Origin of the sequence: Demequina sp. NBRC 110052 (assembly GCF_002090075.1) — a bacterium.
GTDB lineage: Bacteria > Actinomycetota > Actinomycetes > Actinomycetales > Demequinaceae > Demequina.
Genome location: NZ_BBRI01000002.1, coordinates 474,514 through 494,339 on the forward strand (window position 1 = coordinate 474,514; position 19,826 = coordinate 494,339).

Sequence of the window (19,826 nt, forward strand, 5' to 3'; positions counted from 1 at the left end):
GATCACGCGCCCAGGAGCTTGGGCGCGAGGTACTCCGCGACCTTGCTGAGCGCCACGCGCTCCTGCTGCATCGTGTCGCGATCGCGGATGGTGACGGCCTGGTCATCCTTCGTGTCGAAGTCGACGGTGATGCAGAACGGTGTGCCCACCTCGTCCTGGCGGCGGTAGCGCTTGCCGATGGACTGCGTCACGTCGAGCTCGACATTCCAGTGCGCGCGCAGCTCGGTCGCGAGCGCCTGTGCGGTGGGCACGAGCTCCTCCGACTTGGACAGCGGCAGGACGGCCGCCTTCACGGGAGCGAGTCGCTTGTCGAGGCGCAGCACGGTGCGGGTCTCGGTGCCGCCCTTCGCGGTGGGCACCTCCTCTTCCTCATACGCCTCGACGAGGAACGCCATGAGGCTTCGCGAGAGGCCGGCGGCGGGCTCGATCACGTACGGGGTGAAGCGCTCGTTCGTGGTGGGGTCGAGGTAGCTGAGGTCCTTGCCGGAGTGCTCGGAGTGCGTCTTGAGATCGAAGTCGGTGCGGTTGGCGATTCCCTCGAGCTCGCCCCACTCGCTGCCCTGGAAGCCGAAGCGGTACTCGATGTCGACGGTGCGCTTGGAGTAGTGCGAGAGCTTCTCCTGCGGGTGCTCGAACAGGCGCAGGTTCTCGGGGTCGATGCCAAGGTCGGTGTACCACGCGTGGCGCGTGTCGATCCAGGTCTGGTGCCACTCCTCGTCGGTGCCGGGCACCACGAAGAACTCCATCTCCATCTGCTCGAACTCGCGGGTGCGGAAGATGAAGTTTCCTGGCGTGATCTCGTTGCGGAACGACTTGCCGACCTGGGCGATGCCGAACGGGGGCTTCACGCGCGAGGCACGCATCACGTTCTCGAAGTTCACGAAGATGCCCTGCGCGGTCTCGGGACGGAGGTAGTGCAGGCCGGAGTCGTCCGACGCGGCGCCGAGGTAGGTGCGCAGCAGTCCGTTGAACATCTTGGGCTCGGTGAACTGGCCGCGCGTGCCGCAGTTCGCGCACGCGATCTCGGCGAGGCCGCCCTCGGGCGCGCGGCCCTTCTTCTCCTCGAACTCCTCGAGCAGGTGGTCCTCGCGGTAGCGCTTGTGGCAGCTGAGGCACTCGACCAGCGGGTCGACGAACGCCTTGATGTGACCCGAGGCCTCCCACACCTGAGGGGCGAGGATCACGGACGAGTCGAGACCGACGATGTCGTCGCGGCTCGTGACCATCGCACGCCACCACTGGCGCTTGATGTTCTCCTTGAGCTCGACGCCGAGGGGCCCGTAGTCCCACGCGGAGCGCGTACCGCCGTAGATCTCACTGCACGGGAACACGAAGCCGCGGCGCTTCGCGAGCGAGATGACGTTGTCGAGACGGCTGGGTGCGGCCACGGGTTACTCCTTGCGGGCGGTCGTCGGATGCTCGCTCAAGTCTAGTGGTGCGGTGCGCAACCCCGAGCCCGCCGACGAGAGAGGGGTCCGGATCCTCCGCACGAGGACCCGGACCCCTGTGGCGGTCGGCCGCTTCCCCACAGCGGCCGACCACGATTCAGCTCGCGCGGCTCGCTGCGGCCGCAGCGCGCAAACGACTCCCTGGCTTCAGACGAGCTACATGTGCGGCCGCGACCGTGAGAGGCTCACCGGAGCGGGGATTGCGCCCCTGACGCTCAGCACGCGCGACGACGTCGAGCGACAGGATGCCGGGCAATCGCACCGACGCTCCCGCGGACGCGGCTGCGAGCAGGGAGTCTTCGATTGCAGCCAGGGCGCGGCTGGCCGCCCGGTCGCTGATGTCAGCCGCACTGGCCATGGCGGCAATGAGGTTCTGTCGTGAGACGGTCATCAAGGTCCTTTCGTCGTGACGCGCGAGGCGTCGAGGGTGCTGGAGTCGAGCAGCCCACGGCGCGCGGCTGCGACGAGTCGGCGCGGGAGCCGGTAGCGGCCGCCGTCGATCGTGGCCTCTGTGAGGGTGACGTGCTCCGCCTTCCACTGCGCGCGGCGCATGCGCGTCCGGGCGCGGGAGGTCTTGCGCTTCGGTACGGCCATCAGCCCTGCCTGGCCTTGAGGCGGGGGTTGCGCTTGTTGATCACGAAGGTCTTGCCTCGCCTGCGGACCACGATTGATCCTTCCTTGCGGGCGAGAGAGCGGATGCTTGCGCGCACTTTCATGAAATGTCCTTTCCGTAGCGGCGGTTGAAGCGCTCGACGCGCCCAGCGGTGTCGATGACCTTGGACTGACCCGTGTAGAACGGATGGCTTGCCGAGGAGATCTCGACGTCGATCACCGGGTACTCGTTGCCGTCCTCCCAGATGACCGTCTCCGAGGAACCGCGGGTCGAGCGCGTGAGGATTGCAAAGCCTGTTGATCGGTCGCGGAATACGACGGGTCCATATGCGGGGTGGATTCCCTTGCGCATCACCAGCTCGCCTTCGTCACGCCGGGGAGCTCGCCACGCAGGGCGGCCTGGCGGAACGACACGCGGGAGAGGCCGAACGTGTTCAGGTGGCCGCGAGGCCGGCCGTCCGCGGTGTCCCGGTTCCTCAGCCGTGTCGGGGAGGCGTCTCGCGGCAGGGCGTGGAGGGCTGACATGGCCTGTGCTCGCTCCTGGGGCGTGAGGTGCGGGTTCACCGACGCCTCCTTGAACTCGTGACGGCGCTCCGCGTAGCGGGCTACGGTCTGTTCGCGCTGGTGCTGCCGCGCGATCTTGCTCTTCTTAGCCATCAGCGGGTCTCCTTGAAGTCGACGTGGCACCGCGCGATCCGGTCGTACTTCCTGAGCACGAGGCGGTCCGGGGTGTTGCGGCGACTCTTGGTGGTGACGTAGCGAACGCCGGTGCCTACTGTCGACTCGAGAGTCACCTTGTCGCGGATGTCCTTGCGCGCGGCCATCAGATCCGCTCCCCCGTCGCAAGAAGGCGTGCCGCGACTGCTTCGATGCCATCCCGGTCAATCACCTTGAGACCCTTCGCGCTGACGAAGATCGTGACTCTGCGGCCGAGGCTTGGCACCCAGAAGGTCCGGCGCTGGATGTTGACCTTCCAGCGCCTCGAGCTGCGGCGGTGGGAATGGGAGATGGACTTTCCGAAGCTGGGCACCGCTCCGGTGACTTGGCATCGCTGTGCTGACATGTCGAACAAACTAGTAATGAGAATCGTTCTCGTCAAGTGCTACAGTCGGCCGCTATGAGCACCTTCACCATCTCCATCCTCGCGACGATCGATCCAGTGATCCGCTCGTCGCTGTCCTTCCAACTCGCTACCGACTCGCCGGACACCGTCGTCGTCGCTCACGATGTCGACGCCGACTCGGTATCCCACGTCGCCTCAGGGTCCTGCGGCGTCGTGGAGGAGACCAGCCACCCGCTTGCGCACTCATGCCTCTCTTGCGCAGTGCGGGAGGACGTAATCCCCACGCTCGTACGGATGCGCGAGGAGGGATGCTGGAGCCACGCCGTCGTCGCGCTTCCGGTCACCGCCGACCCCGCGCCCCTGCTCCGCTCACTCACTGTCGAGCTCGTCCGGGGCGGCGCTCTTGAGGGGAGTCAGTTCGGTGCCACCATCGCGGTGCTCGACGCCGACGCGCTCGTTGACGACGCGTTCTCGGACGACTTGCTCGCCGATCGCGGGATCGACCTCGGCGACGATGACGACCGCGTCGTCGCAGAGGCGGTCGGACCAATCGTCGCAGTGGCGGACGTCGTGCTGCTCACTGCCGACGACGCCCCGAGCCCCGACGCGCGCGCTCTCGCCGACCATCTTCGCGGCGAGGGCTCAGCGGTGGCGGTCGCACAGCTGGGCGAGATCGACCCGGTCGACCTGTTGCGCAGGACGGGCCGCCCCTCAGACTCCCTTGAACGCGTCTCGCCCACGCACCGATCGCGCCGTTCGGTGAGCGACTCATGCGGAATCTGGACGCTCACCCTCGACAGTCCGCACCCCTTCCACCCGGGCCGACTCCGCGCAAACATGCGGCGCCTCGCCGACCACCAAGTCCAGGCGCGCGGCCACTTCTGGGTCGCGTCTCGACCGCACGGCCTCTGCGTCTGGGAGTCCGCCGGCCGTCAGCTGCGCGTCGGCGAGCACGGCCCTTGGCCCTCCACGAAGCGGCGCACGCACCTGCGGATCACCGGCATGCATGGCGATCGCTCGATGATCGCTCAAGCGTTCGCCGACTCGCTGGTGCGGCCAGGTGAGGATCTCGGCGAGCAGCTGGACACGCTCGACGACTGGTTCCCGCAAGACTGACGACATTTTTGACAATGATTATCAATACTTTTAGGATGATGAACATGAAGATCACCACTCCCCGCGTCGGCATCGCCGCCGCAGCCTCCGCCGCACTGCTCCTCACGGCCTGCTCGTCATCGACCTCGGATGACGGCGCCATCGGGGACCCGGCCCTCACCGTCGCCGCCGCGTTCTACCCGCTCCAGTTCGTCGCCGAGCGCGTCGGCGGCGACGACGTCTCGCTCATCTCCCTCACGCCGCCAGGTGTCGAAGCCCACGACGTCGAGCTCTCCCCCGCCACCGTGCGCGAGCTCGGCACCGCCGACCTCGCGCTATACCTGTCCGACTTCCAGCCCGCCGTCGACGACGCGATCTCCACGACCGGCATCGCCTCGCTCGACGCCGCGAGCGTCATCGCGCTTCACGAGGCCGAGGAGCACGCTGAGGGCGACGAGGACGACCACGACCACGACCACGAGGGCGAGGATCACGCAGACGAGCACGACCACGGCGACTCGGACCCGCACTTCTGGCTCGACCCGCACCTGCTGGCCGAGCTCGCGGGGTCCGTTGCCGAGTCCTTCGGCGAAGCGGACCCTGACAACGCGGCCACCTACTCCGCGAACGCCGACGCCCTCGTGGGCGAACTCGAGGCCCTCGACGAGTCCTTCGCCACCGGCCTCGCGCAGTGCGAGCGGGACACGATCGTCGTGAGCCACGAAGCGTTCGGCTACCTCACCGAGGCCTACGGACTGCATCAGGAGGGGCTCGCGGGACTCGACCCGGACACCGAGCCGTCGCCCGCACGACTGCTCGAGATCCAGGACATCATCGCCGAGACCGGCGTGACCACCATCTTCACCGAGTCGATCGTCTCGACTTCGGTGGCCGAGGCGCTCGCGGCCGACGTGGGCGTCGAGACCGCCGTGCTCGACCCGGTCGAGAACGTCACCGACGGTGACGACTACATTGATGTCATGACCAGGAACCTCGCTGCGCTGCAGGCGGCCCTCGGCTGTGCCTGATCCCACCGAAGACCGCGCCGTCCCGCCCTCGCTCGTCGAGGCGCGGGACGTCCGCGTCTCCCTGCAAGGCACCGAGATCCTGCATGGCGTCTCGCTGACCGCGAAGCCGGGCGAGGTCGTGGCGCTCATGGGAGGCAACGGCTCCGGAAAGTCGACCTTCGTGCGCACGGTCGTGGGCGCACTGCCTCTCTCGAGCGGCAGCATCGCCCTGTTCGGCACGCCGGCATCACCAGAGTCAAGGGCCCAGCTCGGCTACGTCCCCCAGCGCCTCACCGCGGCGGGCGGCGTCTCCGCGACCGCGCAGGAGGTCGTCGTCTCGGGACTCCTCGGCAGCCGCGGCGAGCGACGTGGACCGCTGTCGCGTCTCGCGGGAATCCTGCCGCCGCACGACGCGCGCGAGCGCGCCCGAGCCGCGCTCGCCTCGGTGGGCATCGAGGATCTCGCTGGCCGTGACTGCAGCCGCCTGTCCGGGGGCCAGCAGCAGCGGGTGCTCATCGCGCGCGCCTTGGTGCGCGACCCGCTCCTGCTCGTGCTCGACGAGCCCATGGCGGGCGTGGACCTCGACTCCCAAGTGCACTTCGCGCACACGCTCGGACACCTCAAGGAGCACGGCGTGGGGATGGTGATCGTGCTGCACGAGCTCGGGCCCCTCGCCCGGCACATCGACCGCGCCGTCGTGCTCGAGCGCGGCTGCGTCACCTACGACGGCCCGCCCCCGCAGGACCTCGGCGTGCACGCCCTGCCCGGCCACGACCACGAGCACCCTCATGCCGGACCGCACGACGAGGACGAGCCGACGATCGCATGGGAGGGGCCATGATCGCACTGCTCTCGGAGCCGTTGATCCAGCGGATGCTCCTGGTCGGCCTGCTCGTCGGATCGGCCGCGCCCGTCATGGGCACCTACCTCGTCCAGCGGCGCATGGCGCTTCTCGGAGACGGCATCGGCCACGTGGCTCTCGCGGGAGTCGCCGCCGGCTGGCTGGCGGGCTCAGCTGCGGGGCTGGCCGACCAGGACGCCTGGGCCATTCCCGGCGCCGTCATCTTCGCGATCACGGGCGCGATCCTGATCGAGCGCATGCGTTCGCGCGGCACCGGCGCCGACGTCGTGATGGCGATCCTCTTCTACGGCGGCATCGCGAGCGGCGTCCTGCTCATCGGACTCGCCGGCGGATCCAACGCCAACCTCATGGGCTACCTCTTCGGCTCGATCTCGACCGTCACCTGGGGCGACGTCTGGATGAGCGTCGGCCTCGCCGCGCTGATCCTGCTCATCGGCGTGGGCCTGCGCAGCGCGCTGTTCGCCGTGACCCACGACCAGGAGTTCGCACGCTCGACCGGGCTTCCCGTCGAGGTGCTGAACATGGTCGTCGCGATCCTCGCCGCGATCACCATCACCGTCGCGATGCGTGTCGTGGGCGTCCTGCTCGTGAGCGCACTCATGATCGTGCCGGTCGCGATCGCACAGCTGCTCACGCGGTCCTTCTCGCGTGTGATGGCCCTCGCCATGGGCATCGGCGCGACGCTCACCCTGACGGGCATCTGGATCACCGTGTTCTACGACATGCAGCCCGGCGCGCTGATCGTCGTGCTCGGCGTGCTCGCCTACGTCCTCGTCGCCGGCGCCACCGCGATGAGTGAGAGAATCCGACGATGACCGACGACGTCCAGCCGCGCCCCCGCATGACCAAGCAGCGGACCGCCGTCCTCGAGGCGCTCGCCGCAGGCGACTTCCGCTCGGCTCAGGACTGGCACGACCACCTCAAGCACGACGGCTCCTCGATCGGCCTCGCGACCGTGTACCGCACCCTGCAGTCCTTGGCCGAGGCAGGCGACGTCGACACCGTCGTCACCGACGCCGGCGAGACGCTCTACCGACGCTGCGAGACGCCCGAGGTCCATCACCACCACCTGCGCTGCCGCGTCTGCGGGAGGGCCGAGGACATCGATATCCCGGACTTCGAGGCCTTCGCCGAGAGGGTCGGCGCGCAGCACGGGTACGCGCGCATCGACCACACCGTCGAGCTCACGGGCGTGTGCGCCGAGTGCGCCGCGAAGGGCCACTGATGGCAGGAGTGCCCTCCTTCATCTCGGAGGGGCCGTGGCTGGGACTGTTCGCCTTCCTCTTCTGCGTCGTGCTGCTGCGAGCACAGGGCACCTATTGGGTGGGGCGCTGGGTGCGCTCGGGAGCCGAGTCCGCGTCCCACGGCGACGAGGAACGTCGCCGCGCGCGCTTCGCTCGGCGACTCTCGGGTCCGTCGTGGGACCGCGCGCAGGACTTCCTGGACCGTTGGGGCTTCGTCGGGGTCCCCCTGTCGTTCCTGACCATCGGCTTCCAGACGATGGTCAACGCCGCCGCTGGTTACACCCGCATGCGATGGGACCTCTACACCGCGGCGATGATCCCTGGGTGCGTCGCCTGGGCGACGATCTACTCGCTGCTGGGCCTGAGCCTGATCGATGCCTTCGGCCGCTCGCCATGGCTGGGCATCGGCGTCCTCGTGGGAGTGGTCGCCCTCGCGTGGGGCCTCACTAGGCTGCGCCGAAGCGCCGGTTCCGACGCGCGTACTCCTCGATAGCCGCCCACAGGTGCGTGCGGTCCACATCGGGCCACAGCACATCCGAGAACACGTACTCGGCGTACGCGGCCTGCCACGGCAGGAAGTTGCTTGAGCGCTGCTCGCCGCTGCTGCGCCAGAAGAGGTCCACATCAGGCATGTCCGGCTCATCCAGGTGAGCGGCGAGCGTCGCCTCCGTGATCTTCTCGGGGTTCAGCTCGCCCGACGCGACCTTGCGCGCGATCTCCTTGGCGGCGTCGGCGATCTCCGCCCTGCCCCCGTAGTTGACGCACATCGTCAAGGTGAGGACGGTGTTGTCCTTCGTGAGCTCCTCGGCCTTCTCGAGCTCGGTGATCACGGACTTCCACAGGCGCGGCCGACGCCCTGCCCAGCGCACCTTCACTCCCCACGAGTGCATCTCATCCCGGCGGCGGCGTATGACGTCGCGGTTGAATCCCATGAGGAAGCGCACCTCTTCGGGGCTGCGCTTCCAGTTCTCAGTGCTGAAGGCATAGGCGGAGATGTGCTCGACGCCGATTTCGATCGCGCCGGCCACCACATCCAGCAGGGAGGCCTCTCCCCTGGCGTGACCCTCGGTGCGCGGCAGCCCGCGCTCTTTGGCCCAGCGGCCGTTGCCGTCCATGACGACGGCGACGTGCCTGGGCACCGCCTCCCGTGGGATGTCGGGAGGCGTCGCACCACCTGCGTGCGGGAACGGCTTCGCGGGAGTCACGGAGCCCAAGCCTACTTGCGCCCGACGCTGGGGCCAGTCTGATCCGGGGCGTCGGAGCGCGACCGGTCGACCAGCCCGAGCGAACGCACCTTGCGCTCGAGGTGATACTGGGCATACGCCGCGATCAGACCCGCCGCGTCGCGGCGATGCCGCTCCTCGGACGCATCCGCCACCGCCCAGTCGCCCATCAGAAGCGCGCTCAGGAGCGCGAAGGTCTCCGGAGCGGGAGCCGCAGCCCCCGGAGGCCGGCACGCCTCGCAGACGGCGCCACCCTCGGCGATGGCGAAGGCCCGATGCGGCCCCGGCGCACCGCACACCGCGCACTCGTCGAAGCTCGGCGCGTAGCCCGCGATCGCCAGCGACCGGAGCAGGAACGAATCGAGCATCAGACCCGCGGCATGCTCGCGTCGGCTGAGCGCCCCGAGTGCGCCATGCAGGAGCCGATACTGCTGGTACGCCGGTTCCTTCTCGTGATCGACGAGCTTGTCTGCGGTCTCGACCATGGCCGTTGCTGCGGTGTACATCCCGTAGTCCTCGGCGATGCGGCGCGCATACGGCTCGCGCGTCTCGACCTGGCTGATGATGTCCAGGTTGCGCCCCTCGTAGAACTGGATGTCCGCGAGCATGAACGGCTCGACGCGCGCACCCAACCGGCTCGAGGTGCGCCTCACGCCCTTGGCGACCGCGCGCACCTTGCCGTGGTTCCGGGTCAGCAGCGTGACGATGCGATCGGCTTCACCCAGCTTGTGGGTGCGGAGCACGATGGCGTCGTCACGGTACAGGGGCACCCGCCTATTCTCCCCCGCGGGGCCGGCAACTCGGGGACGCGGGCCTACGCTTCGAGCGCGTCGTCCGCGTCCTTCTGCGGAATCCCGGACGCGCGACGGGACATCACCCAGTCCGCGTGCAGGTCGTCACTCTTCTTCTGGAGCAGCTCGACGTTGAGGTCCTGGTAGAGGTACGCGGGGATCCCCGTGGCGACATCGTGGAGAACTCCCAGCACCGTCTCGAAGTCCTCGCCGTAGACAGGCTCGGCACGCCAGGTCCAGATCGCGCCACCGTCGATGACGATGGGCACACCCACTGCATCGGGCCTCTGCAGTCGCTCAAGGGTTCGCGCGTGCAGGATGTCGTGGACTCGCCGTGCATCGTCGCCACGCACGCGCCACGCCGCATTGAATTCGGCAGACTCGAAGTCGATCCGACTCCCGCCGGCCATCTCGCGGCTCTGCTCCACGGTGTCGCGAGGCATAAGGTGCACTCGCGGCATGTCATCGTTGAACGGCAGGCCGATGATCTGATACGTGCCGAGCGACTCGGTCCCCTGAGGCCCGCCGACGTTGTCGACCATAAGGACCGTCGCCCAGTGGCCCCGGAAGCCGCCGACGAATGCAATACCGGCGTCCAGTTGCTTGCTTCCGTCGAGCGGGAAGGTACGAGCCTCCCAGACCCACCGAGGCGCCTGAAAGAGCGTCCACCCATGCCCTTCGGCATAGTCCTCGAAGTTCGCGTCATGCACAGCCTGCGACGCACCCTGCATCACGCCACCGACGATCGCGAGGGCCAGCCCCACGGCAATCACCACGAGGAACACCCATACGGGGACGGTCTGCAGATCCTGCGTGAGCGTGGTGTCCTCGACCCCCTCGACGGGATCGATGACCGCGCCCAGTCCGCGCCGGAAGAGCGCCATCCCTCCGACGATCATCATCGCAGTGCCGACCCACGTCACAGTGTTGCTCCGGCTGAACCTGAACCCCATGGCTTCCCCAGCTCATTTCATGATCGAGTCACGACTCTCGATGCTGAGGAGAATGTAGAGCCAACGAGGCCCACACGACCGCGACGCGCCGAAAGGAGCCTCGCGGCAAGACCACTGCGCCGGCTACTCCGGGGATGGAGCGACAGCGTCTTCGAGCCCGGCGAGGATCATGTCGAGACCCACGTCGAACGACGCTCCGAACGAGTAGTCGGGCTGCGCGACATGCTCCATCGCGAGCCGCGTCAGCTGCGGATACTCCCCCGTCATGAAGGCCTGCGCAATGTCGGCAGCCGCCTCTGAGAGTCCATCGCCTCCAAGATCGGGCAGATTGGCCTCCTCGATCGCGAAGCCGTACACGAAACTGTCCAGGATCGCGTAGCCGTGCGCCATGAGGGGCAATGACAGGCCGCCGCGCTCCAGGGTGGCGAGCATCGCCTCATGATGCCGGAGCAGCTCGGGCCCCGGTGACCTCCTCGACTCGAGAAGTGGCACAGCCCACGGATGACGCACCAGCACCACGCGTGCGGAGCGGCAGCGAGTGCGGATGGCCTCGCGCCACTCGAGGCCCTCCGGAGGCAGATCGATCTCTGAGAAGACCCGCTCCACCATCAGGTCGAGCAGCGTCTCCTTACCGTCGACGTGGGTGTAGAGAGTCATGGGCTTGCTGCCGAGCTCGGCCGCGAGTGCGCGGATCGTGAGCGCCTCGACTCCGTGCCGGTCCGCAAGCTCCATCGCCGCATCAACGATGCGCTCCTTGGAGAGCTTCGCGCGGGGGGCGGACGAGGCGGGCATGACGACTCCTTCGATGGATCGTGGGCGGATGGGCCTGCTCAAGTGTCACAGATCGAGGGGGCATGGCCGCCGCCTGGCACATGCGTGTCGAGTGGCGGCCACTCCCCTGGGACGTACACGTCAGTACGCCGCCGACGACATCGCGGCGATGCCATAGCCGAGCAGGAAGACCATCCCACCGGAGCTGAGCATCAGCATGGACAGGATCGCGGGGATCGCATACCACGGGTACTCCTTCTTCTGGTCGGTGACGGCGGCCGGGGATGACGTGCCGGACATGATGTTCTCCTTACGAGGTTCGTACTTTGTACGGCAACTACCGTAGAGCGTACTTAGTACGCTCGCAACAAGGCTGGTAAATACACGACTCCCGCCGACTCGCTTGACGTTCGTACTAAGTACGTCTAGCGTTCTCGGTGGCAAGCGTACTTAGTACGAACACACCAGATCCCGGGGAGGGAATCATGAACGCCAGCACCACCGCTGCCGCCTCGGCGGCCTCCATCGCCGCTGCCGCCTCCGCGACGGACGGCACCTCGGACACTGGGCCGGCCTCCACGATGAGCGCCGCCGTCCAGCGCCGCTACGCCGGACCCGAGCAGATTCGCGTCGACGCCGTTCCGGTGCCTCAGCCGGCCGACGACGAGGTGCTCGTCGAGGTTCACGCCGCGGGCGTCGACCGCGGCGTGTGGCACCTCGCGACCGGCCGTCCGCTGGTCATGCGCGCCATCGGCTTCGGACTGCGTCGCCCCAAGCAGCCCGTGCAGGGCACCGACGTGGCCGGCGTCGTCGCAGCCGTCGGATCCGCAGTCACCCGCCTCGAGGTGGGCGACCAGGTCTTCGGCAGCGCCGACGGCTCGTTCGCGCAGTTCGCAGTCGCCAAGGAGAGCCGACTCGCCAAGAAGCCGGCCGGCACCTCGATGATCGACGCGAGCGCGATGCCCGTCTCCGCCGTCACCGCCCTGATAGCGGTCGAGAGCTCAGCCCAGGTCAAGGCCGGTCAGCGTGTGCTCGTGATCGGCGCGTCGGGAGGCGTCGGCTCGTTCGCGGTCCAGATGGCCGTCGCCGCCGGCGCTCACGTCACCGGGGTCGCGTCCGCCGCAAAGTCCGAGCTCGTGCGCGAGCTGGGTGCTGAGCGCGTGCTCGACTACCGCACGGCGGATGTCACCGCGCTCGACGAGACGTTCGACGTCATCCTCGACACCGGCGGCCTGACGCCGCTGCGCCGACTGCGTCGCATCCTCTCCCCCACAGGCACACTCGTGATCGTCGGGGGCGAGGGTGGCGACTCCGTGCTTGGCGGATCCGGCCGTGCGCTCGTCGCCCCGCTCGTGTCGACGTTCACGTCGCAGCGCCTCATGGGGCTCATGTCGGCCACCTCGTCCGACCGCCTGGAGCGCGTCCGAGAGCTCGTTGAGGCCGGCTCCGTACGCGCCGCGGTCGACCGCACCTACCCGCTCGACCGCGCGTCCTACGCGGTGACCGATCTGGCCGACGGCCGCATCGCAGGCAAGGCCGTCGTTACCGTCCGCGACGCCAGCTGAGCGCCCCCGCCTCAACTCCCCGACCACCACCACACCCTTGCCTGTCACCACCTCGAATCCATCGGAGAACCTGTCATGACCACTCGCAATGAACTCACCACCGCCGCCGCCGCGCGACTCGCAGGCATCGGCTACATCGCCATCGTCGTGCTCGCCATGGGCGCCAACTTCCTGGTGCGCAACCAGCTCGTCATCCCCGACGACCCGGCCGCCACCATGAGCAACATCGCCGAGAACGCCACCACGTTCCGCCTCGGCATCGCGGGCTTCGCGCTGATCGCCATGCTCGATATCGGGATCGCGTGGGCGCTGCACGTGCTCCTCCGCCACACCGGAGAGCGACGTTCGCTGCTCGCGGCGTGGCTGCGCCTGGCCTACACGATCGCCTTCATCCCCGCGATCGCGTTCATGTACCTCGCGCTCCAGCTCGCCGTGGGCGGCGACGTGGTCGCCGGACTCGGAGAGGCCGAGCGCGAGGCGTGGACTGGCCTCGCCATGGAGGCTTTCGACATCACGTGGCTGCTGTCCCTGGTGGCCTTCGGGCTGCACCTGATCGCGCTCGGCCGCATCCTCGTCGCCTCCCGCATCGGCCCCCGCGCCCTGGGCTACGGTCTGAGGATCGCGGGCGGCACCTACGTCGCCGACACCTTCGCCCACCTCCTGATGGCGAACTACGCCGACTTCAGCGGCGCGTTCCTCGCGGTCGTCGCGACCGCGTCGATCGTGACCGAGGTGTGGTTCACGGTCTGGCTCCTGGTCCGCGCACCGCGGACGGTGGCCACCCTCCCCGGCAAGGAGCCGGAGCTCGTCGCGGTCTGATCCGCTGCAGGCGGCACGCCCGCGACGACAACGCCCCGTCGGTCCACTTCGAGGACCGGCGGGGCGTTCGCGCGCGTCCTGGCATCGCATCAGTGCCGGTTCCGGAGACATTCTCAGCACTCATGCGATGCCACCGCGCCCCAGCCGCGGGTGCCACACCCGCGGCGAGTGTGCGGACGCGCCGGGTCTGCCGTGGTCGACGGCTCGCCCGGCGCGTCCGGTCCCCGGGGAACGCACGTGCCCGTGGTCGACGGGAGCGCGCTCAGCGTCCTGGGGACGCCGCGGTGTCACCGAGCCTGGCGGTTCACCGCGGAGATGATGGCCTTGAGCGTGGCCGTCGTGATGGAGGGGTCGATGCCGACTCCCCAGAAGATCTCGTCGCCGATCTGGCATTCGACGTACGCGGCGGCACGCGCGTCTCCGCCCGCAGTCATCGCGTGCTCCGCGTAGTCGAGCACGTCCACCTTCACGCCGCGCGTGCCGAGCGCGGCGACGAATGCCTCGACCGGGCCACCTCCCGAGCCCTCGATGGTCACCGGAACGCCCGCATCGGTCACGTCTGCCGCGAGAGTGTCGGGACCGGCGTCGGACGAGGTGGTCCGCGTCCCCTGGAGCGCGAACCTTCCCCACTGCTTGCCGGGATCCGTCGCGGGCAGGTACTCGTCCTCGAAGATCCGCCACAGCGCATCGGCCGTCATCTCGACGCCCGTCGCATCGGCGTGCTGCTGGACGACGCGTGAGAACTCGATCTGCAGGCGGCGGGGAAGGTCGAGATGGCGCTCCGACTTGAGCAGATACGCGACACCGCCCTTGCCCGACTGCGAGTTGACGCGGATGACCGCCTCGTAGCTGCGGCCCACGTCCTTGGGATCGATCGGCAGATAGGGCACGCCCCACACGATGTCGTCCACGGTGACGCCGTCGCGGTCCGCGCGGGCCTGCATGTGCTCGAATCCCTTCTTGATCGCGTCCTGGTGCGAGCCCGAGAACGCGGTGAAGACCAGGTCGCCACCCCAGGGGTGACGCGGATGCACGTCGATCTGGTTGCAGTACTCGACCGTGCGACGCACCTCGTCGATGTCGGAGAAGTCGATCTGAGGGTCGATGCCCTGGCTGAACAGGTTCATGCCCAGAGTCACCAGGTCCACGTTGCCCGTGCGCTCGCCGTTGCCGAACAGGCAGCCCTCGATGCGGTCGGCGCCTGCCATGTAGCCCAGCTCGGCCGCCGCGATCGCAGTGCCGCGGTCGTTGTGCGGGTGCAGGCTCAGCACCACGGAGTCGCGGTAGTCGAGGTGACGGTTCATCCACTCGATCGAGTCCGCGTAGACGTTCGGCGTCGCCATCTCCACCGTCGCCGGCAGGTTGACGATCACCTTGCGGTCAGGAGTGGGCTTCCAGACGTCGAGGACCGCATTGCACACGCGGACGGCATACTCGAGCTCGGTCCCCGTATACGACTCGGGGCTGTACTCGTAGAACACCTTCGTCTCAGGGATCTGCTCCTCGAACTTCTGGCACAGCATCGCTCCGTGCGTGGCGATGTCGACGATCTCGTCCTCGTTCGCGCGGAACACGACCTCGCGCTGCAGAACCGAGGTCGAGTTGTACAGGTGGACGATCGCCTGCTTGGCGCCTCGGATGGACTCGTAGGTGCGCTCGATCAGGTGCTCACGCGCCTGCGTCAGTACCTGAATCGTGACGTCGTCGGGGATGCGGTCCTCATCGATCAGCGCGCGGACAAAGTCGAAGTCCGTCTGGCTGGCGGAGGGGAAACCGACCTCGATCTCCTTGTAGCCCATCCGCACCAGCAGGTCGAACATGCGCATCTTGCGCTCGGCGTTCATAGGCTCGATGAGCGCCTGGTTGCCGTCGCGCAGGTCCACCGCGCACCAGCGGGGTGCCTTGTCGATGATCTTCGACGGCCAGGTGCGGTCAGGGAGGTCCACGCGAATCTGCTCGTGGAAGGGCACGTACTTGTGGATCGGCATGGCCGAAGGCCTCTGCTCGCCGCCGGTGTAGTGCGTCGCGTTCGTGGGGGTGGTGCTCTCGCTGCTCATGATGCTTCTCTCAGGGGTTCGACTCGTCCGTGGGCCGGCACACCAAGCGCCGCGACGAGGAGCCAGCCTGTTCTAGGCCTCGTCGCGGCAGCTAAGAAGCAGCGAGCGTGCGCGCATGCGTTCACCATAGCGCACGCGTTCCGCGCGCTGTCCACCCTCGTTCAGAAGCCCAGGCGGCCCAGCTGCTTGGGATCGCGCTGCCACTCCTTGGCGACCTTCACGTGAAGGTCCAGGTAGACACGCCTCCCGAGCAGCCGTTCGATGCCTTGGCGGGCCGTCGCGCCGACCTCCTTCAGACGCGATCCCGCACGCCCGATGACGATGCCCTTCTGCGAGTCACGCTCGACGAACACGTGCGCCCGGATCTCGAGGATGTCGCGACGCGCCTCCTCGTCGTCGGGCTCGACCATCTCCTCCACGACCACCGCAAGCGAGTGGGGAAGCTCGTCCCTCACTCCCTCGAGCGCGGCCTCGCGGATGAGCTCGGCGACCATGACGTCGATCGGCTCATCGGTCACCTCTCCCGACGGGTACAGCGCAGGGCCTTCGGGCAGACGCGAGACGAGCACGTCTGTGAGCACGTCCACCTGGATGTCCTTGACCGACGACACGGGCACGACCTCCGCCCAGTCACCGAGCTGCGACACCTCGAGCAGGTGCTCGGCGACCCGGTCGCGCGAGACCGTGTCCACCTTGGTGACGATCGCCACGACGGGCGCCCTCGCCTCGGACAGCTCGCGCGCGATCCACTTGTCGCCGGGGCCGATCTTCTCGTCGGCTGGCAGGCAGAAGCCGATGACGTCGACCTCGGCGAACGTCTCCCGCACGAGGTCGTTGAGGCGCTCCCCGAGCAGCGTGCGCGGCCGATGCAGCCCCGGGGTGTCCACGATCACCAGCTGCGCGTCGTCACGGCTGACGATGCCACGGATCGCACGCCGCGTGGTCTGCGGACGCGACGACATGATCGCGACCTTCTCCCCCACCAGGGCGTTCATCAACGTGGATTTGCCCGCGTTGGGCCTTCCCACGAAGCACGCGAAGCCCGATCGGAACTGCGCCGTCTCACTCATCGTCCTCATCCGCCTTCCTGCGGCCACGCGACCGCGACGTCCGGTGCTCACCGGTCGACGCCTCCGCCTCATCGTCCTCCTGAGCGCGCGTCACCACCAGCGTCGTCAGCCGTCGACGCCGACCCTCGGCACGCTCGGCGACGAGCACCAGACCGTGGACCTCGGCTCGCGATCCGGGGATCGGGACCTTGCCGAGCGCCTTCGCGAGCAGACCCGCTGCCGTCTCGACATCCTCGTCGTCGATCTCGACCTCGAAGAGCTCGGCGAGCTCGTCGAGCGCGAGGCGCGCGGGCACCCGGTAGGCGTCGTCGCCGAGGCGTTCGACCTCCGGCGCAGTCCTGTCGTGCTCGTCGACGACCTCGCCGACGATCTCCTCGAGCGCATCCTCGATCGTGACCAGCCCCGCCACGCCGCCGAACTCGTCGACCACGATCGCCATGTGGAAGACCTCGTCCTGCATGCGCCGCAGCAGGTCGTCGGCCGGCACGGACTCGGGGACGAACTCGGGTTCGCGCATGAGCGCGTCAACCGGCTCGTCCAGCCGCTCCGGGCGGTCCCAGGTGTCGCGCACGCAGTCCTTGAGGTAGACGACGCCACGCACGTCGTCGGTGCCGTCTCCGATCACTGGCACACGTGAGTAGCCCGAACGAAGGAACAGCACCATGGCCTTGCGCACGGGCACGCCCGCCTGGATCGTGATCATGTCCGTGCGCGGCACCATCACCTCGCGAGTCAGCGTCTCGCCGAGCGACACGACCGAGCGCAGCAGCTCGGCGTCCTCCTCCTCGAGCGCGTCCTCGGCCTGATCCACGAGGTCTGCGGCCTCGCGCAGCTCCGGGTAGCTGAGCGACGGCAGCACCGCGCGCAACGGTGTGGTGAGCCAGATCAGCGCCCACGCGACGGGCGCGAGCGCGCGGAGCGTGGACTCGGGGTAGGCCTTCGCAATGCCGCGCGGCAGCGCGCGCACGACGAGCAGTGACAGCGCCGCACCGATGCCCGCGGCTGCGGCGAGCACCGGACCCCAGTCCCAGTCGAGTCCGTCCGCGATCTGCCAGCCCACGAAGGCCCACGCGACCAGCGCGATGGCCTCCATGATCGCGTACACGACGGAGGAGGCATTGTCGGCATGGTCCGGTAGGGCTGCGAGCCGCGCGGCGGTGGTCGGCCGACCGTCTGGCCTGGTAGCACCCTCGATCTCGCGCTCGCGTGCGTACGGCAGCTGCTCGAAGGCCGCGACGACCGCATGCATCACGGCCGCCGCGACGGAGGCGACGACCACGAGCGCGACGACGGCGCCCCACGGGAACGGATCCATGGCGTCCAGGCTAGTGGGCGAGCCCTGCCGGGCCCTCCGCGTCAGGCCTCACGCATCGCCAGGAAGGTCAGCAGGAGGCGGCGCTGCAGCGCGAACATCTCCTTCTCCTCCTCCGGCTCGACGTGGTCGTAGCCGAGCAGGTGCAGGATGCCGTGGGTGGTGAGCAGCAGCATCTCCTCTTCCGCGGTGTGCCCCGCCTTCACGGCCTGAGCGGCGGCGACCGACGGGCATACAACGATGTCGCCGAGCAGGCCTGCAGGCGTCGGCTCCTCGGCGGTGCCGGGACGCAGCTCATCCATGGGGAAGCTCAGCACGTCCGTGGGGCCGGGCTCATCCATCCACTGGATGTGGAGCTGCTCCATGGCGGGCTCGTCGACGAACATGATCGCGAGCTCGGCGCCCTCGGCGACGTGCATCTCGCCCAGCACGAAGCGCGCGAGCTCGGCGAACTCGACCTCGTCGATGACCGCCTCGGTCTCGTTGTTGACCTCGATCACTCGTCGGCCTCCTTGCGGGCTGCGGGCCGGTCGCGCCGTTCGCGACCGTGCGTGTCGTGCCTGTCCCTGCGCTCGAAGCGCCGCTGCTGGCCTTCACCCGCGTGCGGGGCCTCGTGCCGCTCGTACGCGGTGATGATGTCGCTCACCAGACGGTGGCGCACCACGTCGTCCGCACCGAGTCTGCAGAACGCGATGTCGTCGACGCCCGCGAGGATCTCGCTGGCGACCTTGAGACCCGAATGCGTGCCGCCCGGCAGGTCGATCTGCGTGACATCGCCCGTGACGACCATCGTGGAGCCGAAGCCCAGCCGCGTGAGGAACATCTTCATCTGCTCGCGCGTGGTGTTCTGCGCCTCGTCGAGGATCACGAACGCATCGTTGAGGGTGCGGCCTCGCATGTAGGCGAGAGGCGCGACCTCGATCGTGCCGGCCTCCATGAGCTTGGGGATCGACTCGGGGTCGACCATGTCGTGCAACGCGTCGTACAGCGGCCGCAGGTAGGGGTCGATCTTCTCCGAGAGCGACCCTGGCAGGAACCCCAGCCGTTCCCCCGCCTCGACTGCGGGGCGCGTGAGCACGATGCGGTTGACCCGCTTGGACTGCAACGCGGCCACCGCCTGCGCCATCGCGAGATACGTCTTGCCGGTACCCGCCGGGCCGATGCCGAAGGTGACGGTGTGCTCCTCGATCGCCTTCACGTAGTCCGCCTGGCCCTGCGTCTTGGGGCGGATCGTGCGTCCACGGGTCGACAGAATCGACCGGGACAGGACCGAGGTGGGCCGCTGCGCACTCGCGGCTGCCGCAGCGCTCGCCACGCCCTGCGCACCCCGCAGCATGCGCACGGACTCACGCGCCACGTCGGGCGTCAGCGGCACTCCTGCTGCGAGCACCGAGCGGAGCTCTTCCACTGCCGTGGCCGCAGCAGCGACATCCGCTTCCGCGCCGGTGAGCACGATCCGATTGCCGCGCACGTGGATGTCCACGCTGGGGTAGGCACGCTCGACCTCGCGGATCACGCCGTCCCCGGCGCCGAGCAGCTCCGGCATCGATGCCGCATCGTCGACCTGAATCTCACGGCTGGCGGTCACGCAGGCTCCCATCCGAGCTCGCCGCCACCCAGCACATGACCGTGCACGTGGAACACGCTCTGCCCCGCGCTCGCGCCCGTGTTGAAGATCCAGCGGAACTCGCCGCCGCACTCTGCGTCGGCGACCTCCCGCGCGACCTGCGCCATGCGGGCGAGCAGCGCAGGAGACGCATCGGCGAGCTCGGCCACGTTCGCGTGGTGAGCGCGGGGGACGACGAGCACGTGCACGGGCGCCTTGGGTGCGATGTCGCGGAACGCGATCACGTCGTCTGACTCGACGACGATGTCGGCGGGGATCTCCCCGTCGACGATGCGGCAGAACAGGCAGTCGGTCATAGGTCCAGCGT

Annotated in this window: 27 protein-coding genes; 8 read left to right on the forward strand and 19 right to left on the reverse strand. The window is 68.5% G+C overall.

Annotated elements, in window-relative coordinates:
- Nucleotides 1–2: 2 nt before the first annotated feature.
- The 8 genes from B7K21_RS02245 to rpmB form a co-directional block, all read right to left on the reverse strand.
- Nucleotides 3–1,388 carry a glycine--tRNA ligase gene (locus B7K21_RS02245; RefSeq protein WP_084073409.1) on the reverse strand — a complete coding sequence of 462 codons (1,386 nt, stop codon included), beginning with the start codon at nt 1,386–1,388 and terminating at the stop codon, nt 3–5.
- Between the two features lie 157 nt (nt 1,389–1,545).
- Nucleotides 1,546–1,839 carry an HU family DNA-binding protein gene (locus B7K21_RS12905; RefSeq protein WP_084073412.1) on the reverse strand — a complete coding sequence of 98 codons (294 nt, stop codon included), beginning with the start codon at nt 1,837–1,839 and terminating at the stop codon, nt 1,546–1,548.
- Nucleotides 1,839–2,042: a 50S ribosomal protein L32 gene (rpmF, locus tag B7K21_RS02255; RefSeq protein ID WP_084073415.1), complete on the reverse strand. Its 204-nt coding sequence runs from the start codon at nt 2,040–2,042 to the stop codon at nt 1,839–1,841. The genes B7K21_RS12905 and rpmF overlap by 1 nt, the downstream gene beginning before the upstream one ends.
- Entirely contained in the window at nt 2,042–2,164 is a 123-nt protein-coding gene (locus B7K21_RS02260) for a ribosomal protein bL36 (protein WP_084073417.1), read from the reverse strand. Before B7K21_RS02260 ends, rpmF begins: the two co-directional genes overlap by 1 nt.
- Complete coding sequence (locus B7K21_RS02265) at nt 2,161–2,412, reverse strand: type B 50S ribosomal protein L31 (protein ID WP_084073420.1); 252 nt, start codon at nt 2,410–2,412, stop codon at nt 2,161–2,163. The genes B7K21_RS02260 and B7K21_RS02265 overlap by 4 nt, the downstream gene beginning before the upstream one ends.
- On the reverse strand, nt 2,412–2,717 hold the full coding sequence (gene rpsN, locus B7K21_RS02270) for a 30S ribosomal protein S14 (protein WP_084073422.1): 306 nt from the start codon (nt 2,715–2,717) through the stop codon (nt 2,412–2,414). Before rpsN ends, B7K21_RS02265 begins: the two co-directional genes overlap by 1 nt.
- Nucleotides 2,717–2,884: a 50S ribosomal protein L33 gene (rpmG, locus tag B7K21_RS02275; RefSeq protein WP_084073425.1), complete on the reverse strand. Its 168-nt coding sequence runs from the start codon at nt 2,882–2,884 to the stop codon at nt 2,717–2,719. Before rpmG ends, rpsN begins: the two co-directional genes overlap by 1 nt.
- Nucleotides 2,884–3,123 carry a 50S ribosomal protein L28 gene (rpmB, locus tag B7K21_RS02280; RefSeq protein ID WP_084073428.1) on the reverse strand — a complete coding sequence of 80 codons (240 nt, stop codon included), beginning with the start codon at nt 3,121–3,123 and terminating at the stop codon, nt 2,884–2,886. Before rpmB ends, rpmG begins: the two co-directional genes overlap by 1 nt.
- 54 nt (nt 3,124–3,177) lie before the next feature.
- On the opposite strand from rpmB, the gene B7K21_RS02285 reads away from it, so the two are divergent.
- From B7K21_RS02285 to B7K21_RS02310, 6 genes are read left to right on the forward strand one after another with little or no spacing between them, the layout of a single operon-like run.
- Nucleotides 3,178–4,239, forward strand: a complete 1,062-nt coding sequence (locus B7K21_RS02285) for a GTP-binding protein (protein WP_084073430.1) — start codon at nt 3,178–3,180, stop codon at nt 4,237–4,239.
- A gap of 44 nt (nt 4,240–4,283) precedes the next feature.
- Complete coding sequence (locus B7K21_RS02290) at nt 4,284–5,246, forward strand: metal ABC transporter substrate-binding protein (protein ID WP_307155775.1); 963 nt, start codon at nt 4,284–4,286, stop codon at nt 5,244–5,246.
- Nucleotides 5,239–6,066: a metal ABC transporter ATP-binding protein gene (locus B7K21_RS02295; protein WP_084073435.1), complete on the forward strand. Its 828-nt coding sequence runs from the start codon at nt 5,239–5,241 to the stop codon at nt 6,064–6,066. Before B7K21_RS02290 ends, B7K21_RS02295 begins: the two co-directional genes overlap by 8 nt.
- Nucleotides 6,063–6,902 (forward strand): metal ABC transporter permease, encoded by an 840-nt coding sequence (locus B7K21_RS02300; RefSeq protein ID WP_234989143.1) that lies wholly within the window; start codon nt 6,063–6,065, stop codon nt 6,900–6,902. Before B7K21_RS02295 ends, B7K21_RS02300 begins: the two co-directional genes overlap by 4 nt.
- A complete protein-coding gene (locus B7K21_RS02305) occupies nt 6,899–7,312 on the forward strand; it encodes a Fur family transcriptional regulator (RefSeq protein ID WP_084073439.1) in 414 nt (137 codons plus the stop codon). Before B7K21_RS02300 ends, B7K21_RS02305 begins: the two co-directional genes overlap by 4 nt.
- Complete coding sequence (locus B7K21_RS02310) at nt 7,312–7,824, forward strand: DedA family protein (protein WP_084073442.1); 513 nt, start codon at nt 7,312–7,314, stop codon at nt 7,822–7,824. The genes B7K21_RS02305 and B7K21_RS02310 overlap by 1 nt, the downstream gene beginning before the upstream one ends.
- Here B7K21_RS02310 and B7K21_RS02315 read toward each other — a convergent pair.
- From B7K21_RS02315 to B7K21_RS12540, 5 genes are all read right to left on the reverse strand, one after another.
- Nucleotides 7,778–8,536 carry an isoprenyl transferase gene (locus B7K21_RS02315; protein WP_373994275.1) on the reverse strand — a complete coding sequence of 253 codons (759 nt, stop codon included), beginning with the start codon at nt 8,534–8,536 and terminating at the stop codon, nt 7,778–7,780. The two genes, B7K21_RS02310 and B7K21_RS02315, sit on opposite strands and share 47 nt — an antisense overlap.
- 11 nt (nt 8,537–8,547) lie before the next feature.
- A complete protein-coding gene (gene recO, locus B7K21_RS02320; protein ID WP_084073446.1) occupies nt 8,548–9,324 on the reverse strand; it encodes a DNA repair protein RecO in 777 nt (258 codons plus the stop codon).
- A gap of 44 nt (nt 9,325–9,368) precedes the next feature.
- Nucleotides 9,369–10,298 (reverse strand): hypothetical protein, encoded by a 930-nt coding sequence (locus B7K21_RS02325; protein WP_084073448.1) that lies wholly within the window; start codon nt 10,296–10,298, stop codon nt 9,369–9,371.
- A 123-nt stretch (nt 10,299–10,421) separates the two neighbouring features.
- Nucleotides 10,422–11,090 carry a TetR/AcrR family transcriptional regulator gene (locus B7K21_RS02330; protein WP_084073451.1) on the reverse strand — a complete coding sequence of 223 codons (669 nt, stop codon included), beginning with the start codon at nt 11,088–11,090 and terminating at the stop codon, nt 10,422–10,424.
- 120 nt (nt 11,091–11,210) lie between these two features.
- The gene (locus tag B7K21_RS12540; protein WP_159448385.1) at nt 11,211–11,369 is read right to left on the reverse strand and encodes a hypothetical protein; all 159 of its coding nucleotides are present in this window, start codon (nt 11,367–11,369) and stop codon (nt 11,211–11,213) included.
- Nucleotides 11,370–11,554: 185 nt separating this feature from the next.
- Between B7K21_RS12540 and B7K21_RS02335 the strand changes: the two genes are divergently transcribed.
- Entirely contained in the window at nt 11,555–12,634 is a 1,080-nt protein-coding gene (locus B7K21_RS02335; protein ID WP_200806230.1) for an NAD(P)-dependent alcohol dehydrogenase, read from the forward strand.
- A gap of 75 nt (nt 12,635–12,709) precedes the next feature.
- Nucleotides 12,710–13,453 (forward strand): DUF4386 domain-containing protein, encoded by a 744-nt coding sequence (locus tag B7K21_RS02340; RefSeq protein WP_084073454.1) that lies wholly within the window; start codon nt 12,710–12,712, stop codon nt 13,451–13,453.
- Between the two features lie 287 nt (nt 13,454–13,740).
- Here B7K21_RS02340 and leuA read toward each other — a convergent pair whose 3' ends face one another.
- The 6 genes from leuA to B7K21_RS02370 form a co-directional block, all read right to left on the reverse strand.
- Nucleotides 13,741–15,510: a 2-isopropylmalate synthase gene (gene leuA / locus B7K21_RS02345; RefSeq protein ID WP_084073457.1), complete on the reverse strand. Its 1,770-nt coding sequence runs from the start codon at nt 15,508–15,510 to the stop codon at nt 13,741–13,743.
- 161 nt (nt 15,511–15,671) lie between these two features.
- Nucleotides 15,672–16,589 (reverse strand): GTPase Era, encoded by a 918-nt coding sequence (gene era, locus B7K21_RS02350; RefSeq protein WP_234989144.1) that lies wholly within the window; start codon nt 16,587–16,589, stop codon nt 15,672–15,674.
- Nucleotides 16,573–17,895, reverse strand: a complete 1,323-nt coding sequence (locus tag B7K21_RS02355; RefSeq protein ID WP_084073459.1) for a hemolysin family protein — start codon at nt 17,893–17,895, stop codon at nt 16,573–16,575. The genes era and B7K21_RS02355 overlap by 17 nt, the downstream gene beginning before the upstream one ends.
- 41 nt (nt 17,896–17,936) lie before the next feature.
- The gene (gene ybeY / locus B7K21_RS02360; protein WP_084073462.1) at nt 17,937–18,392 is read right to left on the reverse strand and encodes an rRNA maturation RNase YbeY; all 456 of its coding nucleotides are present in this window, start codon (nt 18,390–18,392) and stop codon (nt 17,937–17,939) included.
- Nucleotides 18,389–19,492 (reverse strand): PhoH family protein, encoded by a 1,104-nt coding sequence (locus tag B7K21_RS02365; protein ID WP_084073464.1) that lies wholly within the window; start codon nt 19,490–19,492, stop codon nt 18,389–18,391. The genes ybeY and B7K21_RS02365 overlap by 4 nt, the downstream gene beginning before the upstream one ends.
- Entirely contained in the window at nt 19,477–19,815 is a 339-nt protein-coding gene (locus B7K21_RS02370) for a histidine triad nucleotide-binding protein (RefSeq protein ID WP_084073467.1), read from the reverse strand. The genes B7K21_RS02365 and B7K21_RS02370 overlap by 16 nt, the downstream gene beginning before the upstream one ends.
- Between the last annotated feature and the right edge of the window lie 11 nt (nt 19,816–19,826).